The 23,469-nt window shown below is 63.9% G+C and carries 18 protein-coding genes; 8 read left to right on the forward strand and 10 right to left on the reverse strand.

Annotated features, from left to right (window positions below; genetic code table 11):
* Nucleotides 1-181 precede the first annotated feature (181 nt).
* The 6 genes from YUO_RS0108330 to YUO_RS0108355 form a co-directional block, all read right to left on the reverse strand.
* Nucleotides 182-1,168 (reverse strand): tripartite tricarboxylate transporter substrate-binding protein, encoded by a 987-nt coding sequence (locus YUO_RS0108330; RefSeq protein ID WP_051379367.1) that lies wholly within the window; start codon nt 1,166-1,168, stop codon nt 182-184.
* 32 nt (nt 1,169-1,200) lie between these two features.
* Nucleotides 1,201-2,214, reverse strand: coding sequence for a Gfo/Idh/MocA family protein (locus YUO_RS43715; protein ID WP_051379320.1), 1,014 nt, complete (start codon nt 2,212-2,214; stop codon nt 1,201-1,203).
* 87 nt (nt 2,215-2,301) lie between these two features.
* On the reverse strand, nt 2,302-2,742 hold the full coding sequence (locus tag YUO_RS0108340) for a GlcG/HbpS family heme-binding protein (protein WP_028346838.1): 441 nt from the start codon (nt 2,740-2,742) through the stop codon (nt 2,302-2,304).
* A gap of 176 nt (nt 2,743-2,918) precedes the next feature.
* Complete coding sequence (locus YUO_RS0108345; protein ID WP_028346839.1) at nt 2,919-4,493, reverse strand: alkaline phosphatase D family protein; 1,575 nt, start codon at nt 4,491-4,493, stop codon at nt 2,919-2,921.
* A 264-nt stretch (nt 4,494-4,757) separates the two neighbouring features.
* Nucleotides 4,758-5,231, reverse strand: a complete 474-nt coding sequence (locus YUO_RS0108350; protein WP_028346840.1) for a hypothetical protein — start codon at nt 5,229-5,231, stop codon at nt 4,758-4,760.
* A 144-nt stretch (nt 5,232-5,375) separates the two neighbouring features.
* Nucleotides 5,376-8,849 carry an indolepyruvate ferredoxin oxidoreductase family protein gene (locus YUO_RS0108355; protein WP_028346841.1) on the reverse strand — a complete coding sequence of 1,158 codons (3,474 nt, stop codon included), beginning with the start codon at nt 8,847-8,849 and terminating at the stop codon, nt 5,376-5,378.
* A 196-nt stretch (nt 8,850-9,045) separates the two neighbouring features.
* On the opposite strand from YUO_RS0108355, the gene YUO_RS0108360 reads away from it, so the two are divergent.
* From YUO_RS0108360 to YUO_RS0108370, 3 genes are all read left to right on the forward strand, one after another.
* The gene (locus YUO_RS0108360) at nt 9,046-9,987 is read left to right on the forward strand and encodes a hypothetical protein (RefSeq protein WP_028346842.1); all 942 of its coding nucleotides are present in this window, start codon (nt 9,046-9,048) and stop codon (nt 9,985-9,987) included.
* 74 nt (nt 9,988-10,061) lie between these two features.
* A complete protein-coding gene (locus YUO_RS0108365) occupies nt 10,062-10,862 on the forward strand; it encodes an SDR family NAD(P)-dependent oxidoreductase (RefSeq protein WP_028346843.1) in 801 nt (266 codons plus the stop codon).
* A gap of 372 nt (nt 10,863-11,234) precedes the next feature.
* Nucleotides 11,235-11,459, forward strand: a complete 225-nt coding sequence (locus YUO_RS0108370) for a hypothetical protein (RefSeq protein ID WP_028346844.1) — start codon at nt 11,235-11,237, stop codon at nt 11,457-11,459.
* A 227-nt stretch (nt 11,460-11,686) separates the two neighbouring features.
* On the opposite strand, the gene YUO_RS0108375 is transcribed toward YUO_RS0108370, so the two are convergent.
* The 3 genes from YUO_RS0108375 to YUO_RS0108385 are packed head-to-tail and all read right to left on the reverse strand — an operon-like array spanning nt 11,687 to nt 14,613.
* Nucleotides 11,687-12,070, reverse strand: a complete 384-nt coding sequence (locus YUO_RS0108375) for a cupin domain-containing protein (RefSeq protein ID WP_051379321.1) — start codon at nt 12,068-12,070, stop codon at nt 11,687-11,689.
* A gap of 18 nt (nt 12,071-12,088) precedes the next feature.
* On the reverse strand, nt 12,089-12,793 hold the full coding sequence (locus YUO_RS0108380; RefSeq protein WP_028346846.1) for an SDR family oxidoreductase: 705 nt from the start codon (nt 12,791-12,793) through the stop codon (nt 12,089-12,091).
* 20 nt (nt 12,794-12,813) lie between these two features.
* Nucleotides 12,814-14,613, reverse strand: a complete 1,800-nt coding sequence (locus YUO_RS0108385) for a thiamine pyrophosphate-binding protein (RefSeq protein ID WP_028346847.1) — start codon at nt 14,611-14,613, stop codon at nt 12,814-12,816.
* Between the two features lie 186 nt (nt 14,614-14,799).
* Between YUO_RS0108385 and YUO_RS0108390 the strand changes: the two genes are divergently transcribed.
* From YUO_RS0108390 to YUO_RS0108405, 4 genes are all read left to right on the forward strand, one after another.
* Nucleotides 14,800-15,693, forward strand: coding sequence for an IclR family transcriptional regulator (locus tag YUO_RS0108390; protein WP_028346848.1), 894 nt, complete (start codon nt 14,800-14,802; stop codon nt 15,691-15,693).
* A gap of 177 nt (nt 15,694-15,870) precedes the next feature.
* Nucleotides 15,871-17,115: an ABC transporter substrate-binding protein gene (locus YUO_RS40205; protein WP_035726307.1), complete on the forward strand. Its 1,245-nt coding sequence runs from the start codon at nt 15,871-15,873 to the stop codon at nt 17,113-17,115.
* Nucleotides 17,116-17,362: 247 nt separating this feature from the next.
* On the forward strand, nt 17,363-18,238 hold the full coding sequence (locus tag YUO_RS0108400) for a branched-chain amino acid ABC transporter permease (protein WP_028346849.1): 876 nt from the start codon (nt 17,363-17,365) through the stop codon (nt 18,236-18,238).
* Nucleotides 18,235-20,769 carry a branched-chain amino acid ABC transporter ATP-binding protein/permease gene (locus YUO_RS0108405; protein WP_235782659.1) on the forward strand — a complete coding sequence of 845 codons (2,535 nt, stop codon included), beginning with the start codon at nt 18,235-18,237 and terminating at the stop codon, nt 20,767-20,769. Before YUO_RS0108400 ends, YUO_RS0108405 begins: the two co-directional genes overlap by 4 nt.
* A 154-nt stretch (nt 20,770-20,923) precedes the next feature.
* On the opposite strand, the gene hemC is transcribed toward YUO_RS0108405, so the two are convergent.
* Complete coding sequence (gene hemC / locus YUO_RS0108410; RefSeq protein ID WP_035726467.1) at nt 20,924-21,910, reverse strand: hydroxymethylbilane synthase; 987 nt, start codon at nt 21,908-21,910, stop codon at nt 20,924-20,926.
* A gap of 237 nt (nt 21,911-22,147) precedes the next feature.
* Here hemC and YUO_RS0108415 point away from each other — a divergent pair, with 237 nt between their 5' ends.
* On the forward strand, nt 22,148-23,395 hold the full coding sequence (locus YUO_RS0108415; RefSeq protein ID WP_028346852.1) for a multidrug effflux MFS transporter: 1,248 nt from the start codon (nt 22,148-22,150) through the stop codon (nt 23,393-23,395).
* Nucleotides 23,396-23,469 lie beyond the last annotated feature (74 nt).

Below are 23,469 nucleotides of genomic sequence, written 5' to 3' on the forward strand. Positions count from 1 at the left end.
AGGACGCATGCGCCGGCTGTTTCACTCAGCGAAATTGGCCCCTATTGAGATCGCCCGCGAGCAAGCGATCCGAGACAGGTCAGGGGTGCGATGGTAAGGACATTGGGCTTTCCGTGCCGCTGGCCGTATGCGGCCATCTCGCGGTGACGCCATGAGCCGTTCATGTGACACACGAGACGCCTCACTTCCCTGTTCCGGCCGCCGCGGCAAGAATGGGTGCCCAGCGTGCGATCTCGGACCGAACGAAGCGGTCGAATGCCGCCGGATTGCGTTCGTCCTTTGCCGGGATCGAGCCGCCGAGCTGGGCGATCCGCTCGCGTACGACGGGCTCATCGAGCGCCCGGTCGAGCGCATCGGAAAGCCTCGCGATGATTTCGCGCGAAACGCCTTTCGGCGCAAACAGTCCCGCCCAGACGCTCATCTCATAGTTGATGCCGGCCTCCCCAGCGGTCGGAACATTCGGCAGCGTTTCGAGGCGTTTCGCGGCAGAGACCGCGAAAGCCTTGACCGAACCTGCCAAAACCGACTCCGCCACGCTGACCGATTGCTCGCACATGAAGTCGACGTGACCGCCGACCAGATCATTCAGGGCCGGGCCTGATCCGCGATAGGCAACGAGCGCCGGATTCGCGCCGAGTCCCGCGGTGAACAGCAGGCATGCCATATGCGAGGACGCGCCGACGCCGCCATGAGCCTGCTTCACCGCATCACCCCTTTGCCGCAGCACTGCGACGAACTCCTTCAGATCGTTTGCCGGGAAATCCTTCCGCGCGATTACGATCGCCGGGGAATGCGCGGTGATGCCGATCGGCACGAAGTCGGCAACGGGATCGTATTTGAGGTTCGGCGTCAGCACTGGAGCCGCGACATGCGAGCCCATGGCGGCGGCAAGCACGGTATAGCCGTCGGGTGCGGCAGCCGCTGCGCGGCCGCTGCCGACTGTGCCGCCGGCGCCGCTGACATTCTCGATGACGATGGATTGCCCGAGGATCTTCGACATCTGGTTGGTGACGATCCGCGCCACGACGTCGCTGGCGCCTCCGGGAGGGAACGGCACGATCACCGTAATCGCCCTGGAGGGGTAAGCCTGCGCACGCACCGGTCCTGCGATGCCAGCGAACAGCATCGCAACCAGGCAGGCTTCCCAGAGACACGTGCAAGGTTTCATAACGCGCGCTCCTGTCCCTTGCTGCTGCGCGGTCACACGCTTCCGTCGTTCAATATTTCCGCGACCTCGACCGAACGCCCCTCACGCGCCGAAAGAATGCCGGCGCGCACGACCGCGAGCGATCGCGTCGCCTCCTCGCCGCCGACTTCGTGCTGGCGCTGACCGCGCGCCGCCTCGGCAAATTCCTCGAGCTCTTCGACCAGGGTATCGTTGCTGGCACATGGCACCGCCACCGGCTGGCTCTCACCGCGCTTGAGCAACCGCAGCCCGTTGTGCAAATCGTAGAACGCCGTCATGTCCTTGCCGTAGACGTTCATCAGGTAATACTCGGACGCCGAGGCGTAGCTTGCGTTCAGCGTCGAAAGCGCGCCGTTCTCATGCTGCAGGATCAGGCTCGCGACATCCGGATTGTCGCCGGGCAGCACCAGTTGCACCGATTGTGCGCGTACCGCTTGGATCGGCCCGATCAGGTAGGCGAGCACGTCGACATAGTGGATCCCGATCTGCAGCATCACGCCGCCCGGCATGCCTGCGGCCTGGTAGCGCCAGGAGGCGAGATCGATCTTGCCGAGGCGATCGCGGCTGATGTTCGCCTCGGCATTGACGAGCCTGCCGAACCGGCCGGCGTCGATCTCTCGCCTGATGTAGCGGAAATGGCTCTCGCGCCGCCGCTGATAGCCGAGCGCCAGCACCACCCCGGCCTTGCGACAGGCCTCGGTGATGGCGCGGCCGTCCGCTATGGTGTTGGCGATCGGCTTGTCCAGAAAAACGTGCTTGCCGGCGGCTGCGGCAGCGCAGGTCGTCGCCAGATGCACATCGTTCGGCGTCGTGTTGATGATCGCCTCGATCTCGGCATCGGCCAGCAGCGCCTCATAGCTCGCGGCCGGCCGGCAGCGGTATTTTGCCGCGAAATTTTTGCGTTTCTCATCCGACCTTGTGTAGCAGCCGCGGATCGCGAGCTTGCCCGAGCGCTGGATGGCATCCGCCAGCACGTCGGACCACCATCCCATCCCGATACAGGCCACGCGGAGCGGATCGGCACCCATCACTTTGCCCTCCCAAGGACCTTGCTCTCAAAGACCGTGCCGTTCTCAAAGGCCGCGTTCGTCCGGCCGGCTTCGGTCCCTGCTACTTCATTCCCACCTCGCACCGATCGACTCGACGGCCGACCTGGCGATCCGCAAATCGGTCTCCCAATCGCCGCCGCTGACGCCGACACCGCCGATGCATTCGCGGTCGACCAGCACCGGCACGCCCCCTTCCATCGCCGTCCACCGCTCCGGTCCGGCGGCGAGCGCGAGCCCGATCGCATGGCTGACGTCGAGGTCCTGGCCGGCCGCGCCTTTCGCCGTGGTCGGACGCCGGTTCGACGCGGCGCAGACCGCCTTGGTGGTGCAGGAGTGCACAGTATGGAAGCGGCCGCCGTCCATTCGTTCGATCAGGATCACATGCCCACCGGCATCCACCACGGCACAGGAGATCGCGATGCCGGCCTGGCCGGCCAATTCCAGCGCCGTCGCCATGATCCTTTTCGCGCCCTGATGCGTCAGGCGCTTGCTATCGGCAACAAACATGGCAGCGCTCCGGTCGGGAGGGACAGGCGAATTGTGCCCCATCAAGAAACGGCATGCAATCTCCGGCTGCCGTTCCGGCAACACACGCCTCGCGCGATGAAGCCTAGCCAGACTATGAGGCGCGAACATGGACGGTCGTCAGGAATTCTGTGCCGACGGCCCGCCGGCCGAACGCCTCAGATATGCTGCGCCATGATCCGGCCGGGCCGCGCATCCGGGCGGGGCTCGATATCGACCGACCACAGGTCGCGGTCGTCGACGTCCTTCAATGTCACGGTCATGACTCCGGTCTTGCCGTCGATGTCGACGCGGCCGAAAAACTGTAGGCCGAAACAGGGGGCGAGATTCTCGCCGCTGCACCCCTTCTGGAACATCGCTTTCGGGCCGAACGTATTGTCGAGCGGGGCCGGCGCCCAGGTGCCCGCATGCAGCGGGCCGGAGACGAATTCCCAGAACGGCTCGAAATCCTGATAGATCGCGCGGTTCGGATCGTAGTGATGCGCGGCCGTGTAATGCATATCGGCGGTCAGCCAGACAATGTTGCGGATGCCGGCGCGCTTCATGAACGACAGCAAATCGGCGATCTCATGCTCGCGCCGCTCCGGCGGGCCGTCGCCGAGCGCAATCGCGTCCTCGCTAAACAGGCCGATCGGCATGTCGGCCGCGATCACCTTCCAGGTGGCGTCGGAAGCCACCAGTTCGCGCTTCAGCCAGGCTAGTTGCGCCGCGCCGAGGATGCAGGTGTCGCTGTGGTCGTCGCGCTTATTGAAGGTGGAATCGCGGTAGCTGCGCATGTCGATCATGAAGACATCGAGCAGCGGGCCGTAGGCGATCTTGCGATAGATGCGGCCGTCTTCCTGTGCGGGTGTCGCGCGCATCGGCATGAATTCATGGAACGCGCGGCGCGCCCGCGCCACCAGATGCGAGGTGCCGTCCTCGGCATAGCCGCTCGCGTCGGCCGTGCCGACCGGCGCCCAGTCGTTCGTCACCTCGTGATCGTCCCATTGCGCGAACAAGGGGACGGCGGCATGGAAGGCGCGAAAATTTGGATCGAGCCAGTTGTATTTGTAGTTGCCGCGGAACTGCGCGAGGGTTTGGGCGACGACAGACTTTTCCTCGGTAACGAGGTTTCGCCAGACCCCGCCATCGGGCAGCGTCAGTTCCCGCTCCACCGGGCAGTCCGCATAGATGTGGTCGCCGCAATGGATGAAGAAGTCCGGGCGGTTGTTGAGCATGGTCCGGTAAGTCCGCATGCCAGCGCGGCTTTCGTCGATGCCCCAGCCCTGCCCCGTCGTATCGCCCGACCAGGCGAACGATACATTGCTTCGTGCCGTGGGCGCGGTGCGAAGGTGCCCGACCTGCGCCTCGCCGGCGATTCCCGGCTCGCTTTCAAACCGCACGCGATAGAAAATATCCTGCCCCGGCGGCAGTCCGTCGAGCAGAACTTTCGAAGTGAAGTCGGCATCCGGCAACGCATCGGCGGAAGCCGTGCCGATGATGGTCTTGAAATCTTCGCTGGCCGAGCATTCGACCTGCATCCGCGCGGCCCGGTCGGCGCGCGCCCAGATCACCGCGGAATTGGCCGAGACGTCGCCCGATTGAATTCCACTGGTGATGAGTGGCCGATCCGCGGCGCGGCTGAGGTAGGGTCTGGTGAGGCCGCCGAAACCAGCGACGGCGAACGTTGCGGCGGAGCGTACCAGCCATTGACGCCGCGTCAGGGCGGGCTTGGCGCGAATCGCAATCGGCATCGAACACCCCTCGTCGAATCACGACGAAGGTGTGCCCGAGCAATTTGAATGCTGGCCGAAGGTTTTGCGACAGGTGGATGAAGGTGAAGAATTGTAGGGTGGGTTAGCGAAGCGAAACCCATCAATCCCTGCTGTCAGACCTCATCCTGAGGAGCTGCGCAGCGGCGTCTCGAAGGATGAATGGGCACGAGCGGGGCCTCGTGGTTCGAGACGGCGCTACGCGCCTCCTCACCATGAGGGTTTGATGTTGTCACGAATTCCGCGTCACCGCTGCCAGTCGCAGATGCCGCCGGACTTGCACGGCCAGGTCTGGATCCGCGTGTCGCGGGCCTGGGCGTCGAGTGGATTGGTATGGCGGCGCGCCTGCTTGGTGGGGGCCGCAGCGCGCGGCTTCTGCACGCGCTCCTGTACGACACGAGTCCTGGGTGCAGCGGTCTTGGGTGCAGCAGTCTTGGGCGCAGCAGTCTTGGATGAAGCAGCCTTGGGCGCAGCAACCTTCGGCGCAGCAACCTTGGGCACCACCACGCGCTCCGTCTTCACCGGCTTGCGATCGGTTCTGGCCTCGATCCGGACCGGCGCAAATTGCGTCGGCGGCCCGAGTCGCTTCGGTGAGAGCATGGCTTGGGAAGGATCGAGGCTGAAGAGCTCGCCCGCGCGATATTCGTCTGCCAGCGCGGCGCTGCCCGACATCAGGAGCCCCGTGCAAAGTGCCGCGGCAATAGCGTTTTTCAGGACCATCGCAGGCCTCCTGAAATCGACCCAAAGAATTAAGAACAGCCGACATGTAGGGCGCCGGCCGGACAATTCCAGCCGTTCCGACCCTCAGGGTTACCGGTGACTGAGCCAGCCTGTGAAAAACTTCACGTGCCGGATGAACAGCCCCTACTCGGCGGCCTGCGCCACCGGCTGACCGATCGCCGCTTCCAGCCGCGTGCACTCCGCACGGTATTTCGCGACATTGACTTCCTTGACGTGGCCATAGCCGCGAACGAGTTCCGCTGATTTCGCCAACGCCACCAGACGCGGCCAGTCATGGGGCTTGGCCCTGTCGAGATGGCGGAAGATCATCGCGGAATATTCGCCTGGCAAGGCCCGCTCCATCCGCCGCTCGGCTGTATAGCCGAACGGATCGAACGCGGTGCCGCGGAGGAACTTGAAGCGGGTCAGGATGTCGAAGGCGCGGCACATCCAGGAGCCGAATTCGCGCTTGCGCAAATGCCCGGTCAGCTTGTCGCGGGATGCCAGCAGCGGCGGCGCGAGGCTGACCTTGACCCCCGGCTCGCCGTCGAACTGCTCTTTCAGCGCTTTTGCAAACTCGCCGTCGGAATAAAGCCGAGCGACCTCGTATTCGTCCTTGTAGGCCATCAGCTTGAACAGGCCCTTGGCAAAAGCCTCGGTCAGTTCATGCGAGCCCGGCGCGGCCTTGGCTTCCGCGGCGCGGACGCGCTCGACCTCGGCGAGATAGCGCTTCGAGTAGGCCTCATTCTGGTAGTCCGTCAGGAACTTGGCGCGGAACGCGATGCTTTCGTCGAGCGTGCGCCGGACCGGCGCCGCGCCCGAACTCTTGAAGCGTGCGGCGCTGACGACGCGCGGCAGATCGTGCGCCGCGAGCCGGCCCCAGGAGAACGCGAGCTTGTTCATCTCGATCGCCGCGCCATTGAGGTCGATCGCCTTCATGATCGCTTCCAGCGACAGTGGGATTGCCCCGCGCTGGAACGCAAAGCCGAGTATGAAGGCGTTGGTGGCGATGCTGTCGCCCATCAGCGCGGTGGCAAGCCCGGTGGCGTCGAGAATGTCGAGGTGGGAGGCACTGACCGCCTCGTTCAGCGCGTCCCGCATCGTTCCCGCCTCGAAATCGATGTCGGGATTGATGACGAAGCTCGCGGTCGGCAAGAGGTCGGCGTTGACGATCGCCCGCGTCACGCCGCGCTCGGCCCGGCTCAGCGCGGGGATGCTGGTGGCGACCACGATGTCGCAGCCGAGGACGAGATTGGCGCCGCCGGGGGCGATGCGGACGGTCGAGAGATCGTCAGCTTGCGGCGCGATGCGGACATGGCTCATCACAGCGCCGTTCTTCTGCGATAGCCCTGTGAAGTCGAGCGTCGAGCACGCCCTGCCCTCGACATGGGCGGCCATGCCGAGCAGCGCGCCGATGGTGATGACGCCGGTACCGCCGATGCCGGTGACGAGAATGTTGTAGGCGCCATCGAGCGCGGGGACTGCCGGCGTCGGCAGATCGGCAAACAGCGCCGAGGGATCAGCCGCCGCGCGATCGGCTTTCCGCAAGCGTCCGCCATGCACCGTGACAAAGCTCGGGCAAAAGCCCTCGATGCAGGAAAAGTCCTTGTTGCAGTTCGACTGGTCGATCCGCCGCTTGCGGCCGAACTCGGTTTCCAGCGGCTGCACCGAGACGCAGTTCGAAACGGAAGAGCAGTCGCCGCAGCCTTCGCAGACGCGTTCGTTGATGAAGACGCGCTTCGGCGGATCCGGATAGAGCCCGCGCTTGCGGCGGCGACGCTTTTCCGCCGCGCAGGTCTGGTCATAGATCAGGACCGTGAGACCCTTGACCTCGCGCAGCTCTTTCTGCACGGCGTCGAGCTCGCGGCGGTGATGAATCGTTGCGCCGGCGGGAAAATAGTTGCTGGGATATTTCTCGGGATCGTCGGAGACGATGGCAAGCCGCTTGGCGCCCTCCGCCGAAACCTGATGCGCGATCTGCGATACCGAGAGCCCGCCTTCGGCCGGCTGGCCGCCGGTCATCGCGACCGCATCATTATAGAGGATCTTGTAGGTGATATTGACGCCGGCGGCGGCCGCCGCACGGATCGCGAGCAGGCCGGAATGGGTGTAGGTGCCATCGCCCAAATTCTGGAACACATGTGCTTCGCTGGTGAACGGCGCCTGCCCGATCCAGGTGACGCCTTCCGCGCCCATATGCGAGATCGTCTGGGTGCGGCGGTTCGGCACCGACAGCGCCATGCCGTGACAGCCGATGCCGGCCATCGCGCGGCTGCCCTCGGGGATCTTGGTCGAGGTGTTGTGCGGACAGCCCGAGCAAAAATACGGTGTCCGCTGCAGCTTTGCGGCGCCGACGCCGTCCGCGGGACGGTCGAACGCCTCGAGTTTTGCCAGACGCTGCTCCAGCGCCGGGCTGCGATGACCGAGTTTTCGCAACCGCGCCACGACGGCCGCCGCCACCATGGTCGGCGTCAACTCGCCTTCGCTCGGCAACAGCATCGCGCCGCTCTCGTCACGCTTGCCGACCACCGAAGGGCGCTTCGCGGCATCCATATTGTAGAGAATGCGGACAAGCTGGTCCTCGATAAAGCCGCGCTTCTCCTCGACCACCAGCACATCCTGCAGGCCTTCCGCAAAGGCCCGCGCGCCGGATTCCTCCAGCGGCCAGGTCAGCGCCACCTTGTAGATGCGCAAACCAAGCGCCTGTGCTTCGGCATCGGTGATGCCGAGATCGGCCAGCGCCTGCCGCAGATCAAGATAGGCCTTGCCGGTCGCCACGATGCCGAGCCGCGCCGGCTTTGAATCCAGCACGATCCGGTCGAAGCGATTGACGCGCGCGAACGCGGCGACCGCCTGCATCTTCGGGCCGTGCAAGCGCCGCTCCTGCTCCATCGGTGCATCCGGCCAGCGGATCGAAAGCCCGCCCGGCGGCATCTCGAAATCGTCGGGCGTGATGATCTTGATGCGATCGGGATCGCTGACGATCGAGGCCGAGCTTTCGACCGTCTCGGAAATCGCCTTGAAGCCGACCCAGCAGCCTGAATAGCGCGACAGCGCAAAGCCCAAAATGCCGAGATCGAGATAATCCTGCAGCGTGGCCGGGTTGACCACCGGCATCAGCGCTGCCGCGAACACCTGCTCGCTCTGATGGGCGAGCGTCGAGGACTGGCAGCCATGGTCGTCGCCGGCCAGCGCAATCACGCCGCCATTCGGCGAGGTGCCGGCGGAGTTGGCATGCTTCAGCGCATCGACGGAACGGTCGACGCCGGGGCCCTTGCCATACCAGATGCCGAATACGCCATCGACCTTGGCGCCCGGGAACATGCCGACCTGCTGGCTGCCCCAAACAGCGGTAGCCGCCAGGTCCTCGTTGAGACCGGGTGAGAACTCGATGTCATGCTGCTTGAGGAAAGTTTTGGCGCGCCACAGCGCGTGATCGTACATGCCGAGTGGCGAGCCGCGATAGCCGGAGATGAAGCCTGCGGTATTGAGCCCCTGTGCGCGGTCGCGTTCGCGCTGCAACATGGGAAGGCGGACCAGCGCCTGCGTACCGGACAGAAAAATCCGTTTCGCATCCAGACGGTACTTGTCGTCCAGTCCCACTTCCATCAACGCCATTCGTCCGCTCCCTGTCGCACGTTCCGCCGGTTATTTGAACCGGTCTAATTGCGAACAGCATGCACCGATTTTGCTATGCGTGCCCAGCGCGAATTCATGGCCGCAGGGCATATCTCGCCCGTGTTGTGGATCGGCGAGCCTCTTGCGGGAGCCCGCCTTCTTTGAAACGCTCGGAAATTAAAGGGAGACGCCAGCGATGACAGAACCGGCCTTCAGGACCGAGATATTGGAGAGCGGCAATCTGCTCGTCGGGCCATGGCGGAGCCCGAGGCAGATGCTCCACGCGCAGGTCTATGATTCGCACGCCTCGATTCACGACGATGCGACCGCGCAGAAGCTCGGGTTTCAGGGCGGCACCATCGAGGGCCCGACCCACTTCAGCCAGTTCGCACCCTTGTGCGAACGGATCTGGGGCCAGACCTGGTTCGAAACCGGCTGCCTGTCCGCGCACTACCGCAATCCCGCCTTCGAAGGTGAAGAAGTGCAGGCCAACATCGAGAAACCGAAACCGGGGCAAATGACTTGCGCGATCGGCATGACCAAGCACGACGGCACCGAGATTTTGCGCGGCACCGCTTCCGTCGGCGACGTAATGGAAACGGCGCTTTCCCGGCGGCTCGGCGAATTGAAGCCGCTCGCCGATCCTGTCATCCTCGCCGACGTCAAGGTCGGCATGAAGGTCGGACGACAGACCGTCAGAATGGATTTCGACCAGCACATGGGCGATCTCTATCCATTTTCGCTTGCCGAGAAGCTGAAGGTCATCACCGAGCCTTCAGCGTATTATTCCCAGGAGCTCAATCCATGGGGCCGCGCGATCATCCCGTTCGAAATGCTGAGCGTGCTGTTTCAGTACCGCGCCCGCGAAGACCGGCTGCCGGTCCGCGGACCCGCGATCGGGCTGTTCGCGGATCAGGAGATCCGCCTGCTGCGCGGGCCGCTATTCGTCGGCGAGAACTATGCAACCGAACGCGAGGTCGTCGCGCTCAGCGGCAGCCGCCGCACCGAAAGCGTGTGGATGCGTACGACCGTGTTCGCAAAAGACGATACGCCTGTCGCCACCATGCTTTTGAACATGGCGAGCATCAAGGATTCCTACGCCAACTACGAGCGGGAGCATAAAGCGCTCTATGGGTAGGTGAACCCAAGCCGACAACGTGCCCTATTACAAAGAGGTACTGGAACAGTACCCGATCCCGGGAGTGGAACGAGATGCGCCTGAAAGATCGTGTCGCCATCGTCGTCGGCGCCGGCCAGAGCCCCGGCGAAGGCATCGGCAACGGCCGCGCCACCGCGCTGACCTTTGCGCGCGAAGGCGCCAAGGTGCTGTGCGTCGATCACAATCTGCAATCGGCGCAGGAGACCATCGACATGATCGCCGCGAGCGGCGGCACCGCGGTGGCCTTCAAAGCCGACGTTACCAAAAATGCCGAGCTCAAGGCGATGGTAGCAGACGCACAAGCACGCTGGGGCCGCATAGACGTGCTGCACAATAATGTCGGCGTCAGCCTGGCCGGCGGCGATGCCGAACTGCTTGAGATCAGCGAGGAAGCGTTCGACCGCTGCGTCGCGATCAACCTGAAGAGCTGCGTGTGGGCGGCCAAGCACGTCATCCCGATCATGCGAGCGCAACGAAGCGGCGCCATCATCAACATCTCCTCAATGGCCGCGATCACGACCTATCCTTACGTCGCCTACAAGGCAACCAAGTCGGCGATGATCGCCTTCACCGAACAGCTCGCCTACCAGAACGCGCAATACGGCATCCGCGCCAATGTCATCCTGCCCGGGCTGATGAACACGCCGATGGCAGTCGACACCCGCGCCCGCGAATTCAAGAAGAGCCGTGCCGAGGTTGAGGCGGAGCGCGACAGCAAGGTGCCGCTGCGCCAGAAAATGGGCACCGGCTGGGACGTCGCCAACGCCGCGCTGTTTCTTGCGTCGGATGAAGCGAGTTTTGTCACCGGCGTGACATTGCCGGTCGACGGCGGCGCGAGTGTCAGGCGGGGATAATCGCGTGAATCGTAGGATGGGCAAAGGAGCGTAAGCGACATGCCCACCATTCCCCCGGCACAAAAGATGGTGGGCACGCTGCGCTTTGCCCACCCTACGCAGCCAATCGCCGGCACGTTTACCTTTGGTTAGTAACTTTCTCTTAAGGCTTCCGGCGATTGGGCGGTCTTTTTACCGCCCGTGCTCACGCGACCTGCGCCAGCGTCATTTGTTTTTGGCCCACGCGCGTGATTCGACAACATCGACCAGTTCCAATGACACGATGATGTGACAGCGCATCGCCGCTTGTCGAAATCCCGTCTCGTTGCGGTCGCACGAATTTCATGTGCGCTCGCTATGAGGCGCCACAAGAATTGTGGAAGCCGAGGCACCATGAACGAAGAATTCGACTACGACCTGACGCCGTCCCAGTGGGAAACGTTGAAGGCATTGCGCAACCCGGCATCACGGCTGCCGCGCATGAGCCGCACCACGATCGACGGCCTGATCGCGCTCGAACTCGCCGTGATGCACGGCGACGCACCCGCCATCACGGCAAAGGGACGCAAGGTGCTGATTCGCGGCTCGTCGCTGCTGCTACAGGATCTGGCGGCGTGATTGCCGCAGTGTGATCAGAACAGGTACAATTGCAGCCGCGCGGAAGCTGCGCTCCCTCTCCCGCTTGCGGGGGAGGGCTGGGGTGGGGGTGTCGCCGCGAGTCACGCTGTTCGTGTGGAGAGAGCCCCCACCGGGATCACATCTGACGATGTGATCCGACCTCCCCCGCAAGCGGGAGAGGTGGCAGTCCCCGCGTGGCTTATTCATCCACACGTCATCTAACGACCTCACGCCGGCCTCTTCTCCTCCGTCACCGGAGAGGTGATCACCAGAAAAACCAAGTCGACCAGCCCCGAGTTCGAGATCGCGTGTTCGACGCCGGGCGGTAGGAAGATGACGTCGTGCTTGCGCACCACGTGATTTTTTCCTGCAATCTCCATCAGCCCCTCGCCTTCGAGCACGTGATAGATCTGCTCCTGCACAAGGTGCTTGTGGCGCGCGACATGGGCCATCGGCTGGTACATCGAGATGCGATAGTCGATGTGGCGGGAGCCCGCGGTCTCCGGCATCACCAGCGGTTTTGACAGCGCGCCGCCAAAGTGATTGGGGAATTCGCGCCACGGCACTTCGGCGATGTTGCGGATGAAGGCGCCGTTGTTTTCTGGAGCCATGATTGCCTCCTTTGCCGGTCAGATCACTAGCGCCCCGCCATCGATATAGACGATCGATCCCGTCGCAAAACCGTTCGCCATGAAGCTCAGGATTTGCCGCGCGATGTCCTCAGCCGCACCAACGCGCCCGACCGGCAGCGCCGCCGCCGTCTTCGCCAGCATGTCGCGCCGCGCCTCTTCCGGCATCGCAGCGCGGATCGGGGTGTCGATCACGCCCGGCGAGACCGCATTGACGCGCACCGGCGCCAATTCCAGCGCCAGCGCCCTCGCCAGTGACTCCAGCGCGCCGTTGGCGGCGCTGATGATTGCCGAGTTCGGCCGCGGACGGACGCTGAGAAAACCCGAGACCAGGGTCAGCGAGCCGCCGGCGCGGATTTCGGCCTCGCGCGCGACCCGCCATGCACCCCAGAACTTGCCTTCCATCGTGGCGCGAACATCCTCCATCGCTACCGTCTTGAACGGGCCGGTGCGAAGCTGCGCCGCCGTCACCACGACGTGATCGACCGGGCCGCAACGGCGAAACAGCTTTGCCACGCTGTCGTCGCTGGTGACGTCGGCGGGAATCGCGATGGCGTTCAGCTTCTCCGCCACCTGGTCGAGCTTTTTGACATTGCGGGACGCAATGATGACGTCGGCGCCCTCGCGCTTCGCCATCTCCGCGGTCGACAAGCCGATGCCGGAGGAACCACCGACGACGACGACTTTCTTGCCTGCCAGCAGCATGTGATTTCCTCGAAGTGAGATCAGGCGGGCTGATAGCGCGTGCCGATGCCGGCCTTGCTCTGCCCGAGCCCAGGCAATTCCCAGACGCCCGCACCGACCGGATTGATGTCGGCGGCGATATCGACGTCGATCAGATACGGCTTGTTGGCGGCGATGCCTTTGCGGATGGCCTCGCCGAGATCGCCGGCGCGATCGACCCGCACGCCCTCGACGCCGCAGGAACGCGCCATCGCGGCGAAATCCGGATTGTAGCGCTCGCCGGTGTTGGGATCGTGGAAATCGGTCGCAAGCTCGCGGCCGCCGAGATAGCCGCGCTGCAGCCCGCGGATCGAGGCGTAGGCGTAATTGTTCCAGACCACCCAGACCACGGGCAGATTATATTCCACCGCCGTCCCCAGCACATTGGCGTGCATGAAGAACGCGCCGTCGCCGCACACCGAGACGCAGGCACGGTCGGGAGCGGCAAACTTCGCGCCCATCACGCCGGCAACGCCAAAGCCCATCGGGCCAAATCCCATCGAGCCGATCAGCGAATCCGGCCGACGCGGCTTGCAGAAGCCGAGCAGCCAGTTGTGATGCACGCCGATGTCGCTGACGAGGACGGCATCCTCCGGCAGCGCCTTGTCGATTTCTAGCGCGGCCCGCTGCGGATTGATCGGCGTGGTGTCGTCGGAAAAGCCGGGAGCGACGAACTTGTCCCACTCTTTCCGATAGCCATCGATCTGCGAAAGCCACTTCTTGCGCGCGTCCAGCTTCTTTGCGAGATCGGCGCGGCGATCGAGTTCGGCATGAACCTGCCGCAGGAAGGTGCGCACGTCGGCCATCAGGCCGAGCGCGACCGGATAGTTGCGGCCGATCTCCTCGGGATCGATGTCGACATGGATCAGCCGCGTCGGCGGGATCGTGAAGGAATAGCCCGGGATCCATGAGCTCGAGGTGCGATCGTCGAACCGCATGCCCATTGCCAGCAGTACGTCGGCCTGACGCGTTGCATGGTTGGCCTGGTAGTGCCCCGCGCGCGCAACGAGGCCCAGCGCCAGCGGATGGTTGCAGTCGATCGCGCCGAGGCCGCTGGCGGAAGCCGCGACCGGAATCTGCAGCCGCTCGGCGAGCCGCAGCAGTTCCTCCGCCGCGCCGCCATAGCGCACGCCCTGGCCAACAATGATCGTCGGCCGCTCGGCGCCGAGCAGCATGTCGACGGCTTTCACCACGCCCTCCGGATCGGCGCCGCAGCGGCTCGATATGTTGGCATTCCACTCGATCGCATTCGGCGCCTCCTCGGCCGCCGATTCCATGAACACGTCGAACGGCACGTCGAGCACGACAGGCCCGGGGCGGCCCGTCGTCATGGTCTTCCAGGCCTGCCGGACCGCCAGCGGCACCATCTCGCCGCGCGTCGGCTGGAACACCTTCTTGCAGATCGTGCGCACGGTGGACGGAAAATCGGCCTGATGATGCCGGTACATCTCCTGGAAGGCGCCGCGGTTGAACTGGCTGGTCGGCACGTTGCCGGTCACCGCCAGGAACGGCACGGAATCGAGAAAGGCGTTGGCCAGCGAGATCGGCAGGTTCGCCGAACCGGGCCCGCAGGAGGTAAACGTCGCCGTCGGCCGGCCCGAGACGCGGTAGTAAACGTCGGCCATGAAGCCGGCGACGCTCTCGTGATGCACCGAGATCGTCTTGATATCGTGGGAACGCTCGTACAGCGCGTCGATGAACTGGATGTTGCCGTGGCCACACAGGCCGAACACCTGCGGCACCTTTTCCTGGATCAGATAGTCGACGATGACCTGGGCGCCGTTGAGCATGTTACGCGACATCGATTCACTCTCTCCCTGCGCCCTCAGCGGCCTCTGCGTCTTGGATATGCGCGGCTGGCGACCGGGCAGAACCTATTTCTCATAATACTGTACGTCAATTGCTATTGTGGTATAGTGGCGCGACGCAGTTGCCGGGCGAGGACGGCCTGAATAGAGTTCGCCTCGCCCACTTGGAGAAATGATTCTGTGAAGCCGCGCACCAAGCCGAAGACGAGCGATAAGCAGGCACCTCCTCGCAAGGTCTCGATCGCAAGGCTGATGCCGTCGAGCGAGCCCAACATCGACGACGAAGCCGAGGAGCGCGCGCGCGGCGGCGTGCAGTCGCTCGGGCGCGCGTTTTCGATCCTGGAAGAAGTCGCGCGCCACCGCGAAGGCATTGGACTAGCTGATCTCAGCAAGCTGGTGGGCCTGCACAACTCCACCACCTTCCACCTCGCCAAGACGCTGGTCTCGCTCGGCTATCTCCGGCAGGAGCGCGATTCCAAGCGCTACCGCGTCGGCCGGCCGCTGTTTGCGCTGGCGGCAAGCGCGCTCGACGAAATCGAGATGGTCAATCTGGCGACGCCGATTTTGGAAGAGCTGTCGCGGGAGACCGGCGAAAGCGGTCATTTTGCCGTGCGAATGGGCGATGCCGTGGTCGTAATTGCCCGCACCAGTGGGGCCGGTGCGTTTCAATTGGCCGACCGCGTCGGCGTGGTGCGGCCGGCGCACTGCACGGCGCTCGGCAAGATCATGCTGGCCTCGCTCCGCCCCGATCAGTTGAAACGCTTCCTCGAACGCGTCGAGCTGAAACCCTCGACGAAAAAATCGATCACCGATCCCGCCGTGCTGATGCGCGAGATCGCCGAAATCCGCCGCAGCGCGATCGCCTTCGATGACGGCGAATACAACGCCGAAGTCCGCTGCGTTGCGGTGCCGGTGTATCATTTCACCGGCGAAGTGATCGGCGCACTCGGCATCTCCGGCCCGATCTGGCGCATGACCGACGAGGTAGTGCAGAGCCGCGCCAAGCTGGTGCAATCGGCCGCCAGCCGACTGTCGATCGAATTCGGCGCACGAGGTGTGGCGAAATCCTCCTGATCCGATCGATCTAAATCCTCTCCGAACGGGCAGAACGCGACTGCGACGCATTTGGCGTTGACAGCCGACACCGCGTCCGGAAATATCCTACAATAATAAAAGAACGTCTCTCACATTGTCGCATGAGCGGGAATCGGAGGGAGAACGTCAGGGCGAACTCTCGGGAGGAGATCAGTCATGACCCGCTTTAGCCGACGCGCGCTGTTGAAGGCCGGCGCCGCTTTTGCCGGCGTATCCGCTATCGGATCTCCTGCCATCGTCCGTGCACAGGCCGCGCGGATCAAAATCGGCCATCTTGTGCCGCTGACCGGTTTCCTCGGCGCGATCGGCAGCTACGCCCAGCTAGGGGTGAAGATGGCGGCGGAGGAGATCAACGCGTCCGGCGGCATCATGGGCAAACAGATCGACCTGATGTCGGAAGACTCCGTCAACCCCGCCACCGCCTCGACCAAGGCGCAGCGCATGATCGAGCAGGACGGCGCCGTGCTCTTGTTCGGCGAAATCTCATCCGCCTCGTCGCTGACCATCATGCAGGTCGCCGAACGCAACAAGAAGGTGTTCTTCTCGACCGGCGCGCGCTCGGACGCGCTGCGCGGCAAGGATTGCAACCGCTACTCCTTCCATTGCGACATTCCCAACACGGTGATGGTCAACGCCGTCGGCACCGCGCTCAAGCAGAAGGGCATGGTGAAGGGCAAGAAGTTCGTCACGCTGACGGCGGACTACATTTTCGGCCACGACCTCTTGAAAGCGGCGAAGGCCTTCTTCAGCGCCAACGACGCTACCCTGATCGGCGACGAGCTGATCGCGACCGACGTTACCGATTTCAGCCCGTATCTCCTGAAGGTGCGGCAGGCCAAGCCCGATGTCGTCTGCTGCAACCTCGCCGGCAACCAGGTCACCAACCTCGTCAAGCAGTATGCCGAGTTCGGCTTCCCCTATCCCCTCGTCGGCTTCAACCTCAACACCGGCGACGCCTGGGCGATGGGCGAAGGCAATCTTTCCGGCACCTGGCCGACAGTCTGGTATCACACGCTCGACAATCCGGCGTCCAAGACCTTCGTCGAGGCCTTCAGCAAGAAATACGGCAAGCCGCCGGAGAACCATGCCTGGATCGAATACATCACGCTGAAAATGATCGCGCAGGCGATCACCGAGACCAAGTCGACCGAGAGCGACGCGCTGATCGGCTATTTCGAGAAGCAGACGCAGTTCGACATCATGAAGTCGCGCAAGGCGTATTTCCGATCCTGGGACCATCAGCTCGTCCAGGAGGCCTACCCGTTCACGGTGAAGCCGAAGGCTGAGATGAAGGACAAGTGGGACATGCTGGTGCTCGGCGAAGCCGTGCCGGCCGCGGGCGCCGACCTTGAAACGATCTACCCGATGAAGACGCAAAATCCCTGCAACATGAAGGCATAGAGCATGATCCGACGTCATAAACCCTCATGGTGAGGAGCGCGAAGCGCGTCTCGAACCATGAGGCCCCGTCTGTGGCCTACATCCTTCGAGACGCCCGCTTCTCGCGGGCTCCTCAGGATGAGGGGTTTGAGCAGTTGTGACGCAATAGAAGCCCGATACGGGTAGGCACACTGGCGCTAACGGCGCCGGCAGACTACAGCCGGCGCCGTCTCTTTTTCGAGGTGCGTTTTAAGGTCGCGGATCGCAGATGCAGTTCGGTTTTCTGCTGGAGCAGGTGGTGAATGGCCTGGTGCTCGGAGGCTATTACCTCCTGATTGCGCTTGGGCTGTCGCTGATCTTCAGCGTCGGCGGCATCGTCAATCTCGCGCATGGCGCGTTCTATGCACTCGGCGCCTACATCTCCGTCGAAATCACGAAGTATCTCGGCTTCGGCTCGGCCGTGGTGCTGTCGCCGGCCGCCGTAGCGCTGCTCGGCATTCTCTTCGAGCGTTTCATCCTGCGAAGGTTCTACGACGCCGATCCGATCTTGAGCCTATTGGTGACGTTCGCCCTCGCCATGGTGACCGAACAGGCGATCCGTATTATCTGGGGCGCGCCGCCGATCTCGGCCGCGATCCCGCAGGCGCTTCGCGGCTCGGTGTTCATCGGCGATTTCCTGTTCTCACGCTATCGCTTGCTTATCCTCGCCGTCGTCGCTGCAGTCCTGCTCGGTGTCTGGCTGCTGCTGCACAAGACGTCGTTCGGCCGCGTAGTACGCGCGGGCATCCAGCGGCCGGACATGGTCGCCGCACTCGGCATTCGCTTGCAGCCCTACATGACCGCGATCGTCATGCTGGGCGTCGGCATGGCCGCGCTCGGTGGCGCCTTCTTTGCACCGATCACGATCGTGCATCCGGCGATGGGTGCTGAGATCATCACCGTCGCCTTTGTCGTCGTCGTGATCGGCGGCCTCGGCAGCTTCTGGGGCGTCGTAATCGCGGCACTGCTCGTCGGTGTCGTCAGGGGCATCACCATCCACTTCGCGCCGGCTGCCGGTGAAGCCTCGATCTATGTGCTGATGTTCCTGGTGCTCATGGTGCGGCCGCGCGGGCTGCTCGGCGAACGTATCGAGAAGTTCGAATGATGACGCCCGCGGCCAAATATCGTCCGCTGCTGTTGGCCGCGCTTGCCGTCATCGTGCTGCCGTTCGGCCTCTATCTGCTCGGCCTGTCACTCAACACCGGCACCATGGTGGTGGCACTCGCGATTGCCGCGATGGGGCTCAACCTGTGCATCGGCTATACCGGGCTGGTCTCGTTCGGCCACGGCGCCTGGTTCGGCATTGGCGCCTATGCGGCGGGACTGATCCAGCGCAACTGGTTCAACAACGACATCTTCCTGCCGCTGCTGCTCGCGACGATCGTCGTCGCCGTTATTGCGACCTTCGTCGGCTTCGTCATTTTGCGCCGGCGCGGCGTCTATTTCTCGCTGCTGACGCTGGCGCTGTCGGCGCTAACCTATACCATCGCTTTTCGCTGGACCGCGGTGACCGGCGGCGAGGACGGCCTCGGCGGGTTGAAGCGGGGCAGCATCGGCCCCTTCAGCCTCGACAACGCGCTCAACTATTACGTCGTCGTCTCCGCACTCTGCCTCGGCGTGCTTTATCTCCTGCTGCGGCTCGTGCGCTCGCCGTTCGGCCATGTGCTGATGGCGATCCGCGAGAACCAGTTGCGCGCCACGTTCCAGGGCTATCCGGTCGAGCGCTACAAGCTCGGCGTCTTCGTGATCTCGGCGGTCGTGACCGGCTTTACCGGCGGGCTGATCGGATTCCAGAACTATCTCGTCTCCGCCGAAGCGGTCTCCGTCCCCTTCTCAGGCGAACTGCTCGCCATCGTCGTGATCGGCGGCATGCGCAGCATGCTGGGGCCGGCGATCGGCGCGCTGTTCTTCATCCTGTTCCGCGAGTTGTTTTCGATCTGGACGCCGAACTGGCTGCTCTGGTTCGGTCTCGTCTTCGTCGCCTTCGTGCTCTACTCGCCAGGTGGCCTTGTCGGCATCTGGGCGACACTCGCAAAGCGCTGGTGGCCGCCGCCGGAGGAATCTGCCGCCATGAGCAGGCGAAAAATCTACCAAGGCCTGCCTTTGCCCGCTTTCTTGCGGCCGAGAGCGCTCGAGGGCGCCGTGCTCGACGTGCAAGGCGTCTCAAAGAGCTTTGGCGGCATCCGCGCGGTGACCGATGCTAGCCTCACGGTCGGCGCGGGCGAAATCCACGCCTTGATCGGGCCGAACGGCGCGGGAAAAACCACGCTGTTCAATCTGGTTTCCGGCCTCTATCCGACCGACAGCGGCACCATCAAGCTGAACGGCCGCGAGATCCAGGGCGTGCCGTCGGAGGCGATCTGCCATCAAGGGCTGGCGCGCTCGTTCCAGATCACCAACCTGTTCAAGGGGCTGTCGATCTACGAAAACCTCCGCCTGTCGCTACAGGCGCAAAGCCCGGGGCGTTTCGACCTGTGGCGCGACGTCGATCATTACAGGGACATCCACGCCGAGACCACGGAACTGATCAAGTTTCTCGGCCTCGAAGGCATCGAGACAATCGAAGGCGGCGAACTGTCCTATGGCGGGCAACGGCTGGTCGATCTCGGGATTGCGCTTGGCTCCAAACCACAGGTGCTGCTGCTGGATGAACCGCTCGCCGGGCTAGCCGCCGCCGAGCGCGAGCGCGTCGCAAACCTGGTCAAGAATATCGCCGCCAACATTCCAGTCCTGATCGTTGAGCACGACATCGATCGCGTGCTCGGCTTCTCCCGCACCGTCACCGTGATGAACCAGGGTGAAGTGCTGATGACCGGCACGCCCGAGGCCGTGCGCGCCGACCGCAAGGTGCAGGAGATCTATACCGGCACCGGCGTTCCCGAGGTCGAGCATATCAGCAGCGAGCAGGCCCGCGAGAGCGCCGCGCAGATCCTGCGCTTAACGCGCGTAAACACCTTCTACGGCAAGAGCCATATCCTGCACGACGCTACGTTGGATGTGCGCGAGGGCGAAATCGTTGCCCTGCTCGGCCGCAACGGCGCCGGCAAGTCGACACTCCTGAAGACGCTCGCGGGCCTCGTGCCGCTATCGTCGGGCACGATTGAGTATGCCGGCATGGACATCTCCCGCCTGCCTGCGCCCGAGATAGCGCGCGCCGGCATTGGCTATGTGCCGCAGGGCCGCGGCCTGTTCGCCGGGATGACGGTGCGGGAAAATCTCTCGCTCGGGCGTCTCGCACGCAAGACCGACGGCAGCAACGGCGTGGTGTGGGACGAAGCGCAGATCCTCAACTATTTCCCGCGTTTGCGCGAGCGCATGGACGTCGCGGCGGATTATCTTTCCGGCGGCGAGCAGCAGATGGTGGCGGTAGCGCGCGCGATGTCGGGCAACGTCAAACTCCTGCTGCTCGACGAGCCCTTTGAGGGGCTGGCACCGGCCGTGATCCTCGAACTGTTCAAGGTGTTCGACAAACTGCGGCAACACATCTCCATCGTGATCGTCGAGCACAATCTCGACCTGGTGCTGGCGCTCGCCGACCGCGTCTTCGCGCTGGAACGCGGCGCGGTGTTCCATCAGGGACCGGCGCAACCGCTGCTGACGGATCTCGAATATCGCAAGAAGATTTTGTGGCTGTAACGCCCACCGCGTCATTGCACCTCCGCGCATGAGAGGCACGCCGCGGCGCATCCACGTCATTGCGAGCGCAGCGAAGCAATCCACATTTCGGCTCGGGGATAGATGGATTGCTTCGCTGAGCTCGCAATGACGCTGGGCGCGATAACCGGCACCCTCACGCAAGCATCGAATCTTCCTCCGGCCGCGTGCGCGCGATAATTTCGGCGGCGCCCTTGTCGAGCAGGTCGAGGCCGACGGCGCGGCCGAGTTCGCGGGGGCGATCCGCACGGCCACTCCGCGACACCTCGATGAAGCGGTCGCCGGCTTCATCCAGCACGGCGGCGGTCAGCGTCATCTCATTGCCCGCCAACGTCGCGTGGCCGGCGATCGGCGAGTTGCAGTGGCCGTTTAAAACCCACAGCACTTCGCGCTCGGCGTCGGCGCAGAGGCGCGACGAGGCGTCCTCGATCTTGGCGAGCCGGCCGCGCGTGACCCAGTCCTTCTCGACGCATTCCACCGCGACGATGCCCTGCCCTACCGCGGGCAGCATTTCGCGAACCGAAAAGTCATGGACGATACGCGATGCCATTCCGATGCGTTCGAGCCCTGACCTTGCCATCACCAGCGCATCCGCCGGTCCCACCTCGCCGCCATCGGGAAGCCGCTGCTTGTCGCCGCGATCGAGCTTCGCGACGCGGGTATCGGCGGCGCCGCGGAAATGGATTACGGTGGCCTCGGGGAATAGCCGCCGCAGATAGGCGGCGCGGCGCACCGCATTGGTGCCGATCTTGAAGCCTTTACCTTTCGATGCGCGAAACGCATCCAGCGAAAGGCCCGCGCGCAGCACCAGCGCGTCGTTGGCCGGATCGCGCGGCAGGGTCGCCGCGATGATCAGGCCCGGCGTCTCCTCGTTGCCGGGAACGTCCTTCAGCGAGTGCATCGCCGCCTGCAATTCTCCGCCGCGCATCGCCTCGCGAATTTCGGCGACGAAGGCGCCGCCCTTGCCGCCGTGGCGCAGCAGCTTGCTGGTCTGGTCCTGGTCGCCGCGGGTTTCGAACTTGACGATCTCGACATCGAGCGCGGGATCGGCCGCGCGCAGCAACCGTGCGATCGCTTCGGTCTGCGCCAGCGCCATCGCGCTCTTGCGCGTGCCAATCTTCAAGGTCTGTCCTGACACGAGGTCTCCGCTCGAACGTAATCCACGGCTGTCGTTTCCAGCCGGTACGGGATAGAACAAGCGGCCCATCAGAACAATGACCTTGGCCGGCAGCGGAACGCGTTGCCGCCTGTGTGGGCAGGGGGTGCCTATCGGCTCCGATGCTGCCGGGCTGCTATACCAAAACGCAGATTGTGCGCCGCAACACCATGAATAGATTGCGCTCCGCAAGAGGATTTTTCGTTGTCCGATACCAGTGCCGATGCCTTGGCCGCTTCAGGCCACCGCCCGATGGGCTTCCCCGAATTTGTGATCGTGATCGCGTCGATCATGGCGCTGAATCCGCTTGCGATGGACATGATGCTGCCGGCGCTGCCGGACATCGCGTCCGCCTTCCACATCACCTCGGCCAACCGGCCGCAGATGGTGCTGTCGATCTTCCTGGTCGGCTTCGGCGTCGGACAGTTCGTCATGGGCCCCTTATCCGACCGGTTCGGGCGACGGCCGGTCCTGCTCGGCGGCATGGTCGTCTACTGCGCTGCCGGCCTGCTCGCGATCGCAGCCCCCTCGTTCGAGACGTTGCTGCTGGCACGCGCACTGCAGGGCCTCAGCACCTCGGCCACGCGTGTGATCGCAACCTCAATCGTGCGCGACTGCTATGCCGGCCGGCGCATGGCGAGCGTGATGTCGCTGGCGATGATGATATTCATTGCGGTGCCCGTGGTCGCCCCGGCCTTCGGCCAGGCCGTGCTGCTGCTGACGCAATGGCGCGGCATCTTTATCGTACTGACGCTGTATGGCGTGGTGGCGTTGATCTGGAGCGCGCTGCGCATGCCGGAGACGCTGCCGGTCGAAAGGCGCAGGTCGCTCGCCGTCAGCGAGGTGTTCGATGCGTTCCGCCAGACACTGACCAATCGCCAGACACTGGGTTATGCGCTGGTCGCCGGCGGCGTATTGGGTTCGCTGTTCGCGTTCGTGTTTACGTCGCAGCAGGTATTCACCGAGATCTACAAGCTCGGATATTATTTTCCGCTTGCGTTTGCCGGCGTCGCCGTCGGAACCGCCATCGCCGGCTTCGTCAATTCCCGCCTCGTCGGCCGCCTCGGCATGCGCGTGATCTCCCACGCTGCTCTGCTGGGCTTCGTGGTCATCGCCGCAACCATGCTAGTGGCGGCGAAGCTGCAGATGCTGCCGTTGCCGCTGTTCATGGTGCTTTCGGTATCCATGATGTTTGCGTTCGGGCTGATGATCGCCAATTTCACCGCGCTCGCCATGGAGCCGCAGGGCCATATCGCTGGCACCGCTGCGTCGCTGTACGGCTCGATCACCACCCTGCTCGGCATCGGCATCGGCGCCACCATCGGCCAGGATTACGACGGCACGCTGGTGCCGTTCGCGACCGGCTTTCTGCTCTGCACGCTGGCAGCGCTCGCGGTGGTGCTGGTGGTGGAGAAGGGCCGGCTGTTCAGGCCGCACGTCTTGAAGGTGTGACGACCATGGCGGATACCTGCCCTGCGCTGGGCGTTATCTCGCGAAGCTGATAACAATGCTCACATCGCCTTCGG

It is taken from the genome of Bradyrhizobium murdochi, from assembly GCF_000472965.1.
GTDB lineage: Bacteria > Pseudomonadota > Alphaproteobacteria > Rhizobiales > Xanthobacteraceae > Bradyrhizobium > Bradyrhizobium murdochi.